This window comes from Actinophytocola sp., from assembly GCF_035712165.1.
GTDB lineage: Bacteria > Actinomycetota > Actinomycetes > Mycobacteriales > Pseudonocardiaceae > DASYTH01.
This window is the reverse complement of record NZ_DASTBH010000382.1, coordinates 1-11,672: the sequence shown is the minus strand read 5'-3', so window position 1 is coordinate 11,672 and position 11,672 is coordinate 1. Positions and strand designations below refer to the sequence as shown.

Below are 11,672 nucleotides of genomic sequence, written 5' to 3'. Positions count from 1 at the left end.
TGGCGTGTCTGGAGTTGTTCGGGGGGAGGGGAGTCGGCGGAGTCGCCGGAGGTGGGCGCGAGGCCCGGAGTCAGTCGGGCGTCGGGGTCGGCGAGGCCGGATGCCGACCGGCTGCGCTTCCGCCACGGTCGGCTGGGGCCGACCCGGCCGGCGGTTCGGGTCTGTCCGGTCCGGACAGGACGACGAAGCCGCCCGGGGCGTCAGGTCCACAGGTGACACCGCCGGCCGGTGCGACCGGCGCGGACGGTCCGGCCGGGATCGCGCCGGGCCGCTCCTCGTTCTCGAGCGGCGGGCTCGGCGCGACCGCCGTCCCGGTTGGGACGGTCGCGGGCGCCGCGGCCGCGATGACGGCCGGGCGCCGGGGCGCGGTCGCCGCTCGGCTGCCCGTGGCGGGGCCGCCGAATGACCAACTCTGGGCCGCCAGTGCGGTCTGGTCCGAGGCCGGAGCGGGCGGGTTCGCCGGCGCGGGCGGCACGTCCGGAGCCGGCAGCGGGACCGGCGGCTGGTCCGGGAGCGGGGTGATCGCGTCGGGAGCCTGGTCGAACAGCCCGCCGGTGAGGGTCTCCACGGTGCCGGCCAGGCTGCCCAGCAGGCCGTCGGCCGGCGTGCCGGTCTCGTCGGCCGCGTTGTCCGCGGCGGCGGAACCCGAGCCGAGCAGCGTCATGAGCAGCCAACCGAGAGTCGCGAGAACGGAGACCGTGAGCACGTCGCGTAGCACCCGGGTAGCCCGGTGCCCGGCGACGCGCGCTCGGATCGTGCCGTCCATTGCGAACCCCACTCTCGGGCACCCCTCCCGCGTCTGCACGTGCACCCCGACGCAGCCCACTATCCAGCACCCTCGCGCCGCTGTGCACCCTGGTTTGACCGAATACACCCGGATAGACGTTACGGAACACCGTTGTCGGGTGGTGTCACGTTCCGTCAGCGACCGACGGTGAGCGCACCGGCCAACCCCTGAGTAGGGCTACTCATTCTCGGGTCCGTCCGGCTCCGCGCCGTGACCTGTGCCGTCCCACCGGCATGTGGACCTCTCATGATCAGCTCGGGGTGACCGACCTGGTTCTGCTGGCCCGGGCGCGCGACCAGGCGGCCTGGCATGAGCTCGTCCGGCGTTACGCACCGGTGGTGTGGCGGGTGGCCGCCGCGCACCGGCTGGGCGCCGCGGACCGCAACGACGTCAGCCAGAACACCTGGGTTGCCCTCGCCGAGCACCTGGCCCGGCTGCGCCGGCCGGACCGGCTGGCCGGATGGCTGGCCACCACGGCCCGCCGGGAGGCGCTGCGGGTGCGCCCGCCGGACCGGCCGGTCGAGCTGCCGGACCTGATCGAGGACCCGTGCCCGGACCACCGGCCGGAGCAGCGGGCCATGCGCAGCGCCCGGGACCGGCTGCTCTGGCGGGCGTTCGCCGCCCTGCCGGACCGCTGCCAGCGCCTGCTCTGGCTGCTCGCGCACGCACCCGACCTCAGCTACGCCCAGGTGGCGCGTTCGATCGGGACCAAGCCGGGCAGCATCGGCCCGACCCGCGGCCGCTGCCTGCACGAGCTGCGCCGGGAGCTGGCCAGGGTCGGCCTGAGCGAGGAGACGCTGGCATGACCGGCCCGCTGCCCGAGGACGACCTCGACCTGCTCACCGAGCTGGGCACGCTGCTGCGCCGGTGCGATCCGGTGCCGGCCGAGCTGGTCGCGGCCGCGACCGCCGCGTTCGCGCTGGCTACACCGCCAGCTTGTGCAACCGTTCGATGGCCCGGTCCAGCACCTCGTCCCGCTTGCAGAAGCTGAACCGGATGACGTGTTGCCAGGACTTCGGGTCGTCGGTGAACACCTGCACCGGCACGGCGGCCACGCCGATCCGTTCGGGCAGCTCGCGGCACAGCTGGGCGCCGTCGGTGTAGCCGAGCGGACGGATGTCGGCGCAGACGAAGTAGGTGCCGTCGCACCGGTGCACCGCGAAGCCCGCCTCGGCGAGACCGGCGGAGAGCCGGTCGCGCTTGCCGGCGAGCTCGGCGCGCAGCCCGCGCACCCAGTCCGACTCGGCGCGCAGCGCGTGCGCCACCGCCGGCTGGAACGGCGCGCCGCCGACGAAGGTGAGGAACTGCTTGACCGCCCGCACCGCCGCCACCAGCGGCGCCGGGCCACACACCCAACCGATCTTCCAGCCGGTGCAGTTGAACATCTTGCCGGCGCTGGAGATCGTCAGGGTGCGCTCGGCCATGCCGGGCAGCGAGCCGAGCGGCACGTGCGTGCGGCCGTCGTAGACCAGGACCTCGTACACCTCGTCGACGATGGCGATCAGGTCGTGCTCGACGCACAGCCGTGCCACCGCGGTCAGCTCGTCGTGGGTGAACACGGAGCCGGTCGGGTTGTGCGGCGTGTTCAGCAGCAACGCCTTGGTGCGCGGCCCGATCGCCGCCCGCAGCGCGTCGAGGTCGAGGCCGAACCGCCCGGACGGCTCGGCGCGCAGCGAGACGGTGCGGCGGGTGGCGCCGGCCAGGGCCACCGACGCGGCGTAGGAGTCGTAGTAGGGCTCGATCAGCACCACCTCGTCGCCCGGCTCGACCAGGGCCAGCAGCGCCGCCGCGATCGCCTCGGTGGCGCCGACGGTGACCAGCACCTCGGTGTCCGGGTCGAACACGGTGCCGTAGCCGGCGCGCTGCTCGGCGATCGCCGCCCGCAGCTCGGGCCGCCCCGGGCCGGGCGGGTACTGGTTGAGGCCGGCCGAGATCGCCCGGCGCGCCTCTTCGAGCATCCCGGGCGGTCCGTCGGTGTCCGGCGCACCCTGGCCGAGGTTGACGGCGTCGTTCGCGACAGCCAGGACGTTGATCTCCTCGAAGATCGTGGAGACGAACGGGCGCAGGCGCGGGATGAGCGGGGTTGGGGGCACGAGCAGCAATCCTCACGGACAATGGTGTGGTGCAGCAACTGACCGCCCCGGCGCCGGTCCGGCCGAGCGCGCTCCCGCCCGTGCCGGACGAGGAGGGCAAGCGCCGCGCCCTGCGCAAGATGAAGCTGGTCGCGCTGTCCTTCCTGCTCGGCGCGACGGTGATCTTCCTGGTGACCACGATCTGGCAGTCGGCGGGCGCGCCCGGCTGGGTCGGCTACCTGAAGGCGGCCGCCGAGGCGGGCATGGTCGGCGCGCTGGCCGACTGGTTCGCGGTGACCGCGCTGTTCCGGCATCCGCTCGGGATCCCGATCCCGCACACCGCGATCATCCCGACCCGCAAGGACGCGCTCGGCGACAGTCTCGGTGATTTCGTCGGCACGAACTTCCTGTCCGAGCAGGTGGTCCGCAACCGGCTGCGCAACGTCGGGGTGTCCGCGCGGCTGGGCGGCTGGCTTTCCGTGCCGGACAACGCCGAGCGGGTCACCTCGGAACTGGCCGCGATGGTGCGCGGCCTGATGACCGTGCTGCGCGACGAGGACGTGCAGGCGGTCCTCGAGCAGGCCGTGGTGCGCCGGGTGGTGGGGATTCCGTGGGGTCCGCCGCTGGGCAAGCTGCTGGCCGGGGTGTTCGCCGACCGGGCCCACCACAAGCTGGTGGACCTGGTGTGCGACCGGGCCTACGAATGGGTCAAGGACAACCACGACACGGTGCTGCGGGTGGTGTCGGACCGGGCGCCCACCTGGTCGCCGAAGTTCGTCGACGCGATGGTGGCGGACAAGGTGTACGGCGAGGTGCTGTCGTTCGCCTGGATGGTCAAGACCGACGTGAACCACCCGATGCGGGTCGCGGTGGACCGGTTCCTGGTGGAGTTCGCGGCCGACCTGCAGACCGACCCGGTGACCATGCAGCGGGCCGAGCAGGTCAAGCATCAGGTGCTGGAGCACCCGGAGGTGCAGAACCTGATCGGCGCCACCTGGTCGACCGCCAAGCGGATGCTGCTGGACGCGGCCGACGATCCGTCCAGCGAGCTGCGCACCCGGGTCCGCGACGGGCTGATCTCGCTGGGCGCCCGGCTGGTCGAGGACGACGCGCTGCGCGGCAAGGTGGACGGCTGGGTGGAGGGTGCCGCGGCCTACGTGGTGCTCAACTACCGGGCCGAGATCATCACGCTGATCACCGACACGGTGGCCCGCTGGGACGCCGAGGAGACCTCGCGCAAGGTGGAGCTGCAGGTGGGCCGGGACCTGCAGTTCATCCGGATCAACGGCACCGTGGTCGGCGCCCTTGCCGGGCTGGTGATCTACACCGTCGCCCAGCTGATCAGCTAACTAGAAACTGAGTGTATAGACACCAGGTATAGCTGGCCCTAGGCTGTCCGCATGTCGATCGGGCACACCCTGCTCGGCCTGCTGGAGAGCGGGCCGCGGCACGGGTACGACCTCAAGCGGGTGTACGACGAGCGGTTCGGGCAGGACCGGCCGCTGCACTACGGGCAGGTGTACGCCACGCTGTCCCGGCTGCTGCGCAACGGGCTGGTCGAGGAGAGCGGCGTCGAGCCGGGGGGCGGGCCGGACCGCAAGCGGTACGCGATCACCAACGCCGGGGTCACCGACGTGGCGGCCTGGCTCGGCCGGGCCGAGAAGCCCGATCTCTACCTGCAGAGCACGCTCTACACCAAGGTCGTGCTGGCGCTGCTGACCCGGCGCAGCGCCGCCGAGGTGCTGGACACCCAGCGCGCCGAGCACCTCCAGGCCATGCGTACCTTCACCGCCCGCAAGCGCACCGGCGACCTGGCCGACCAGTTGGTCTGCGACCACGCGCTGTTCCACCTGGAGGCGGACCTGCGCTGGCTGGAACTGACCGCCGCCCGGCTCGACGACCTGGCCAAGCAGGTGCTGCCATGACCGCCGATCCGCCGCTGCTGCGCGGCACCGACCTGCACAAGTCGTTCGGCCCGACGGCGGCCCTGGCCGGCGCCGGGCTGGCGCTGTGGCCGGGCGAGATCGTCGCGGTGATGGGGCCGTCCGGGTCCGGCAAGTCCACGTTCCTGCACTGCCTGGCCGGCATCATCCAGCCGGACGCCGGCACCGTGCACTACCGCGGCCAGGCGATCTCCGCGCTGTCCGACGGGCCGCGCAGTGCCTTGCGGCGCACCGAGTTCGGCTTCGTGTTCCAGTTCGGACAGTTGGTCCCGGAGCTGAGCTGCGTGGAGAACGTCGCGCTGCCACTGCGGCTGAACGGGATGCGGCGCGGCCAGGCCGAGCGGATCGCCGTGGACTGGCTCGGCCGGCTCGAGGTCGCCGACGTGGCCGGCAACCGCCCCGGAGACGTCTCCGGCGGGCAGGGCCAGCGGGTGGCGATGGCCCGGGCCCTGGTGACCGGGCCCGCGGTGGTCTTCGCCGACGAGCCGACCGGCGCGCTCGACTCGTTCAACGGCGAGCGGGTCATGTCGCTGCTGATCGACGCCGTCAAGCAGACCAACACGGCGGTCGTCCTGGTCACCCACGAGCCGCGGGTGGCCGCCTACTCCGACCGCGAGGTGATCGTGCGGGACGGGCGGACCCGGCAGTTCGACCTGGAACAGGTGGGGACCACGGGGTGAGGACCAACCAGGGGGATGGTGCCCCGGTTCGGGGTCGGGGCACCTGGCTCACCCAATGGGTGAGCGACCTGCGCTTGGGGGTCCGGCTGGCCATCGGGGGCGGCCGGACCTCCAAGACAGGGGTGGCCCGGCTGGTGCTCAGCACCATCGGCATCGGCCTCGCGGTCGCGGTGCTGCTGATCGCGGCGTCGACCGGACCGATGTTCGACGCCCGCACAGCCCGGCAGAGCGCCCAGGTCGCCTGGCCGGAGCCGGTCCCCGGCGTCGACCCGCTGTACCTGCGGTGGGCCGACGCGAGCTATCGCGATCTGGAGATCAGCGGCTTCTACGTCAACTCCGGCGGTCCGCGCCACCCGATGCCGCCCGGCGTGTCCCGGTTACCCGGACATGGCGAGATCGTGCTGTCCGAGCCGCTGGCCGAACTGCTCGCCGGTCCGGCGGGTGCGCAGCTGCGGCCCCGGTTCCCGCAGCGGGTGATCGGCACCATCGGCCGGGACGGGGTGACCGACCCGACCGAGCTGGTCTTCTATGCCGGCGACGCCGGGGTCGGCGCGCACAACGCGCAACCGGTGTACCGGTACGGCTGGGCGCAAACGGACGCCCTGCCCGGCGAACTGACCGTGCTGATCTCGGTCGGCACGGTCGTGCTGCTGGTGCCGGTGTTCGTCTTCATCGCCATGAGCGCCCGGATCGCCGGAGCCGAGCGGGATCGCCGGCTCGCCGCGCTGCGCCTGGTCGGCGCCGACACCCGGCAGACCAGACGGATCGCCGCGGCGGAGTCGCTGACCAGCGCGGTCACCGGGCTGGCCTTCGGCGTCGGGCTCTTCCTCGCGTTCCGCACGATGGTCGGCGAGTTCCCGATCCTCGGGGTGCGCCCGTTCCCGCAGGACGTGTCCCCGCCGTGGCCGCTGGTGCTGCTGATCGCGTTGCTGGTACCGGGTATGGCCGTCGGCGCCGCGCTCGCCGCGCGGCGCCGCACGATCATCGAGCCGCTCGGCGTGCTGCGCCGCGGCCGGCCGGTCCGCCGCCGGCTGTGGTGGCGGCTGGTCCCGATCGGCGCCGGCGTGACGCTGATCCTCGGTCAGGGCGACGTGTCCAGCAGCAGCGACAACTGGGTGCCGGCGGTGGTGGTCGGCGTCGCGCTGCTGCTGGCCGGCATCCCGATCCTGTTGCCCTGGTTGCTGGAGCGCGTGGTCGCCCGGGTGCACGGCGGCCGGCCGGCCGCACAGTTGGCGGTGCGGCGGTTGCAGTTGGACAGCGGCACACCGGCCCGGGTGGTCAGCGGCGTCGTCGTCGTCCTGGCCGGCGCCATCGCCCTGCAGACCGTGGTGGACTCCCAGACCCGCCGGTTCGAAGACGAGCGGTACCTGCCGTTGCGGTTCGCCACCCACCAGGTTCTGCTCGACATCTACGATGCCGACCGGGCCGAGGTGGCCGCCCGGCTCCGGGCGGTTCCGGGAGTCCAGGACGTCTTCGTCGGTGGGACCGCGACCGCGGAGGCGGCTTCCGGCGAGAAGTACAGCCTGGTGATCGCGGACTGCGCGGAGCTGCTGCGGGCCGGCGCGGTCGACACGTGCACCGACGGTCAGGTGTTCAGCGCGCACCCGAACGCCAACTGGGACCGGACCCGGCCGGTCACCCTCATGTACTACAGGTACTACGCCGGACCCTATCCGGGCGCCACCTGGCGCATCCCGGCCAAGGTCAGCGCCATGCGGGTCACACCGCTGCTCCAGGACCACTCCTGGACGCTGGTGGCCACCCCCGGCGCGCTGCGCGGAGTGGAGCCGCAGAGCCCCGTGGCGCTCGGCGTGGTCGAGCTCGACCCCGGCGACGCCGATGCCCTGGAACGGGTACGCAACGCCGTGGCCCCCTATGGCTGGCGGGTCAACGTCGAGACTCCGCCGAGGGCCTCCATGCCGACCACACTGGAGCTGTTCCGCACCATCCGCGGGGCGCTGCTCGGTGGGGCGCTGTTCACCCTGCTGCTGGCCGGCGTGAGCATGCTGGTGCTTGCCCTGGAACAGGTGCGGGAGCGCCGCCGGCCGCTGGCGGCGCTGGCCGCGTCCGGCATCCCGATCGGCACGCTGGCCCGGTCGCTGCTGTGGCAGAACGCGATCCCGGTGCTGGTCGGGGTGGTGTTCGCGGTGGGAACCGGCATCGGCCTGACCGCGCTGGTGTTCCGCCTGCTGGGCCAGCCGGTCACCCTGGACTGGGGCAACGTCGCGCTGTTCTCCGCGGCCGCGGCCGGGCTGGTCCTGCTGGTCACCCTGCTCACCATGCCCACACTGCGCAGCGCGACCCGGCTGGCCGCGCTGCGCAGCGAGTGAGGGGCGAGCGCGGTCAGGTGACGTCGCGGCGGACGGTCAGCCAGGTGCCCAGGCCGGCGAACAGCAGGCCGTAGCCGACCAGCAGCAGCCCGCCCTGCCACGGCTCCAGCAGGTCGGCGCCCGGCTGGAAGGTGCCGGTCAGCGCCGCGTTCGCACCGCCGGGGAACCACTTGTAGTAGTCCCGGATCACCGGCACCGCCGAGACGATCCCCTCGACCACGAACAGGTACACCAGGGCTCCGACCACGGCGGCGATCTGGTTGCGCACCAGGGCGCCCACGCCGACCCCGAGCAGCGAGTACACCGCGACCGACGCGGCCACCCCGACCAGGACGGCCGGGATCCCGTTGTCGGACAACGACAGATCGATGCCCTTGGCCGAGGTCCACGGCAACGCGATGGCGATCGCCAGCGCGATGGTGGCCAGGCCGTAGCCGACGCCGGTGACCGAGTAACCGGCCAGCTTGGCGATCACCACCCGGCCCCGGTGCGGGGTGGCCAGGAACGTCGGCGTCACCGTCTGGTGCCGGAACTCCCCGGTCACCGCGATGATCCCGAGGATCAGCGCGAAGATCGACGACGCGCCGGCCGAGCTGAACAGGTTGCGCTGTCCCTCCGGTGTGGACAGTAGCGGCGTCGGGTTGTTCGGCTGCCCGTTGAACCCGATGGTGAGGCTCACCGCGAGCGCGGTCAGTCCGAACGCGCCGAGCAGCAGCCACAGCCACAGCTTGGTGCTGAACAACTTTCCGAACTCGGCCTGAACCAGCCTCGTCATGCCGCCCCTCCCTCGACGTCACCGAAGTGCCCGACCTCGCCGGTGTCCCCGGTCAGAGCGAAGAAGATCTGCTCGAGGTCGCTCTTCTCGGTGCTCAGCTCATGCAGTTCGACCTGCTCGGTGAACGCCACGTGGCCCACCTCGGCCGCGGTCGGCCCGGTGATCCGCAGGCCGCCCTCGGGCAGCCGGGTGATCTCGGCCCGGCCCTCCAGCGCGGTCGCCAGCTTGTCGGTGTCGGGACTCTGCACCAGCACGGCGTGCCCGTGATGATCGGCAAGGTCGGCCAGCCGGCCCTGCCGGACCAGGGTGCCCCGGTTGATGATCACCACGTGGTCCACGGTCTGCTCGACCTCGTTGAGCATGTGGCTGGACACCAGGATGGTGCGGCCGTCCTCGGCCAGGTGTCGCAGGAACTGGCGCAGCCACTGGATCCCCTCGGGGTCGAGCCCGTTGGCCGGCTCGTCCAGGATCAGCACCTTGGGATCACCGAGCAGTGCGGTGGCGAGCCCGAGCCGCTGCCGCATGCCCATCGAGAAGCCCTTCACCTTGCGGTTCGCGGCGCTCGTCAGGCCGACCAGTTCGAGCACCTCGTCGGCCCGGCGCTTCGGGATGCCGCTGACCGTGCAGTACACCCGCAGGTGGTTGCGCGCGGTGCGGGCCGGATGGAAGCTCGACGCCTCGAGCAGTGCGCCGACCGTCTTCGGCGGGGTGGGCAGCGCGGCGTAGGGCTGCCCTCCGATCGCCGTGCGGCCGGAGGTCGGCGTGACCAGACCGAGCACGCAGCGCAGCGTGGTCGTCTTGCCGGCGCCGTTGGGACCGAGGAAACCGGTCACGGTTCCGGGCTCGACGGTGAAGCTGAGATCGTCCACCGCCTTGACCACACCGAATGTCTTGGTCAGGCCGGACACCACGATCCGGCCGGACTCGTCCTCCACAAGGACCTCCCCTCCTGGGTGTTGACTGGACCATCCAACACCCAGGAGGGGACCGAGATCAGTCCACCCCGTGGTTGATTCGTCTCATTCGCTGGGTTGATATTTCAACCTGCCAGCGCCCAGAACAGGGCGAGGTGGTGCGCCGCGCAGATGTTCACGTCCAGCACGTAGGCGGTGGCCCGCCCGCACCGGGGTGACCCGGCGCCGGGATCGACCGGCTGACCGTGGCCCATGTTGGTGATCGTGTACGTCTCGACCACGGTGCGGCCGGTGCCGTCCCGGTAGACCGCGTGCGGGTAGCCGGCGACCGTGTCGGTGCCGGACGGCGTCGCCGGGATGCCGTGCACGTTGGTCCACTGCTCGACCAGCTCGCGCTGGTTCGCCTGGGCCACCAGGAAGTCCATGGTCCCGTGCCAGACGGTCATGGTCGGCCACGGCCCACGGTGCGGGCTGGCCGCGCGGACCCGGTCACCCCACTGCGCCGGGGTGAGGTTGCGGCCGGGGTTCATGCAGGAGAACGCCTCGAACAGGACGGTCGCGCAGCGGTACGGCAGGCCGGCGACCACCCCGCCGCCGGCGAACATGTCCGGGTAGGCGGCGAGCAGCACCGAGGTCATCGCGCCGCCGGCGGACAGCCCGGTGACGTCCACTCTGGCCGGATCGGCGCCGGTGTCGGCCAGCGTCGCGTGCACCATCTGGGCGATCGACTCGGCCTCGCCCTGGCCCCGCGCGATGTCGGCGGCCTGGAACCAGTTGAAGCACCGGCTGCCGTTGTTGGCGGCCTGCTGCTCGGGCAGCACCAGTGTGAACCGGGCTCGGTCGGCCAGTTCGACCCAGCCGGAGTCGGTGCCGTAGCCGGCCGCGGTCTGGCCGCAACCGTGCAGCGCGACCACCACCGGCCGGCCGGCGGGCAGGGCGTCCGGCACGTACCGGAACATCCGCAGGGCGCCGGGGTTCGCGCCGAACCCGGTGACCTCGGTGATGCTCGCCGCGGCCGCGGGCCCCGCGCCCACCAGCAGGCCGCCGAGCAGAACGATCGACATGATGAGGCTGTGCACGATGAGCCTTCGGCCGGAGGCGCGTGCAGCTGGTCGCCTCGATCGGGCAATTTCCGGGACCGTCGTCAGGCCGCCCATGACACACCTCATTGTGCAGCGAAGGCTTTCCCCCCACGGTAGGAACGCCGCCGGCCGGGCACGAGGTGGCGGTCCACCACATCGGCCGGCCGGATTACGTGTGCCGGCCATATTCCGGTGTTCCGCCCGCGCTCCTACGGTCTGGCCATGCTCGCCCGAATCGCTCTGGCCGTCCTCGCGACGCTGGCCGTCCCGGTGCCGGCGGCCGCCACCACCGTCCATCATGGACACTGTGCCCGGCTGGACCGGTTGCACGTTCCGGGTGCGCAGCTGCAGCGCACCGCCTGCCTGGCCGAGCTGACCACCGCCGGGACCGTCGCGTCCGGACACACGGTGGCCGCGGACTGGGCCGGGCTCACCGCCGCGGACCTGCCCCAGCCGTCCGGGGTACCGGGGATCCAGGTCGACGGGTACTTCCCGGACAGTTCGACCGGCAACACCAACAACGGCTGGAACCACGACGCGCAGTTCGTGCTGCGGCTGCCGGACGACTGGACCGGCGGCCTGGTGGTGTCCGGCTCGCCGGGCGTGCGCCGCCAGTACGCCAACGACCGGGCGATCGCCGATGCCGTGCTGGCCCGGGGTTATGCGTTCGCCGCCACCGACAAGGGCAACACCGGCGCCACCTTCCACGAGGACGGCGCGGCTCCGGGAGACGCTGTCGCGGAGTGGAACGACCGGGTCACCCAACTCGCGGTGGCGGCCAGAGCCGTTGTGGCGCAACGGTATGGCCGGGCTCCGGGGCGCACGCTGATGGCCGGCCTGTCCAACGGCGGCTACCTCGTGCGCTGGCAACTCGAGCGCAACCCGTGGCTGTTCGACGGCGGGGTGGACTGGGAGGGCACGCTGTGGACCCCCGACGGCCCGAACCTGTTCACGTTCCTGCCGCCGGCGCTGCGCGGCTACCCGGCCGGGGATCACCAGCAGGTGCTCGACGCCGGGTTCGCGCCGGGCTCGGAGTTCCTGTGGGACTACCACTACCGGGTCTACTGGGATCTCACGCAGCGGATCTAC

The 11,672-nt window shown here is 72.4% G+C and carries 11 protein-coding genes; 6 read left to right on the top strand and 5 right to left on the bottom strand.

Features of this window, described 5'->3' with window-relative positions:
* Nucleotides 1–70: 70 nt before the first annotated feature.
* The gene (locus tag VFO68_RS21165; protein WP_325160082.1) at nt 71–778 is read right to left on the bottom strand and encodes a hypothetical protein; all 708 of its coding nucleotides are present in this window, start codon (nt 776–778) and stop codon (nt 71–73) included.
* Between the two features lie 269 nt (nt 779–1,047).
* Between VFO68_RS21165 and VFO68_RS21160 the strand changes: the two genes are divergently transcribed.
* A complete protein-coding gene (locus VFO68_RS21160; RefSeq protein ID WP_325160081.1) occupies nt 1,048–1,593 on the top strand; it encodes a sigma-70 family RNA polymerase sigma factor in 546 nt (181 codons plus the stop codon).
* Between the two features lie 117 nt (nt 1,594–1,710).
* Here the strand turns inward: VFO68_RS21160 and VFO68_RS21155 are convergent, their stop codons facing one another.
* Nucleotides 1,711–2,880, bottom strand: a complete 1,170-nt coding sequence (locus tag VFO68_RS21155; protein WP_325160080.1) for a pyridoxal phosphate-dependent aminotransferase — start codon at nt 2,878–2,880, stop codon at nt 1,711–1,713.
* A 29-nt stretch (nt 2,881–2,909) separates the two neighbouring features.
* Here VFO68_RS21155 and VFO68_RS21150 point away from each other — a divergent pair, with 29 nt between their 5' ends.
* Genes VFO68_RS21150 through VFO68_RS21135 form a run of 4 tightly spaced genes read left to right on the top strand, consistent with a single transcriptional unit; the run spans nt 2,910 to nt 7,812 of the window.
* Nucleotides 2,910–4,208 carry a DUF445 domain-containing protein gene (locus tag VFO68_RS21150; RefSeq protein WP_325160079.1) on the top strand — a complete coding sequence of 433 codons (1,299 nt, stop codon included), beginning with the start codon at nt 2,910–2,912 and terminating at the stop codon, nt 4,206–4,208.
* A gap of 51 nt (nt 4,209–4,259) precedes the next feature.
* Nucleotides 4,260–4,784, top strand: a complete 525-nt coding sequence (locus VFO68_RS21145) for a PadR family transcriptional regulator (protein ID WP_325160078.1) — start codon at nt 4,260–4,262, stop codon at nt 4,782–4,784.
* Nucleotides 4,781–5,482, top strand: coding sequence for an ABC transporter ATP-binding protein (locus VFO68_RS21140; protein ID WP_325160077.1), 702 nt, complete (start codon nt 4,781–4,783; stop codon nt 5,480–5,482). Before VFO68_RS21145 ends, VFO68_RS21140 begins: the two co-directional genes overlap by 4 nt.
* Before the next feature lie 59 nt (nt 5,483–5,541).
* Nucleotides 5,542–7,812, top strand: a complete 2,271-nt coding sequence (locus tag VFO68_RS21135; protein ID WP_325160076.1) for an ABC transporter permease — start codon at nt 5,542–5,544, stop codon at nt 7,810–7,812.
* A gap of 13 nt (nt 7,813–7,825) precedes the next feature.
* On the opposite strand, the gene VFO68_RS21130 is transcribed toward VFO68_RS21135, so the two are convergent.
* The 3 genes from VFO68_RS21130 to VFO68_RS21120 form a co-directional block, all read right to left on the bottom strand.
* Nucleotides 7,826–8,587, bottom strand: a complete 762-nt coding sequence (locus VFO68_RS21130; protein WP_325160075.1) for an ABC transporter permease subunit — start codon at nt 8,585–8,587, stop codon at nt 7,826–7,828.
* Nucleotides 8,584–9,522: an ABC transporter ATP-binding protein gene (locus VFO68_RS21125; RefSeq protein ID WP_325160074.1), complete on the bottom strand. Its 939-nt coding sequence runs from the start codon at nt 9,520–9,522 to the stop codon at nt 8,584–8,586. Before VFO68_RS21125 ends, VFO68_RS21130 begins: the two co-directional genes overlap by 4 nt.
* Before the next feature lie 104 nt (nt 9,523–9,626).
* Nucleotides 9,627–10,565, bottom strand: coding sequence for a PHB depolymerase family esterase (locus VFO68_RS21120; protein WP_325160073.1), 939 nt, complete (start codon nt 10,563–10,565; stop codon nt 9,627–9,629).
* A 240-nt stretch (nt 10,566–10,805) separates the two neighbouring features.
* Between VFO68_RS21120 and VFO68_RS21115 the strand changes: the two genes are divergently transcribed.
* Nucleotides 10,806–11,672 (top strand): tannase/feruloyl esterase family alpha/beta hydrolase (locus VFO68_RS21115; protein ID WP_325160072.1); only part of this gene is annotated, 867 nt, incomplete at its 3' end.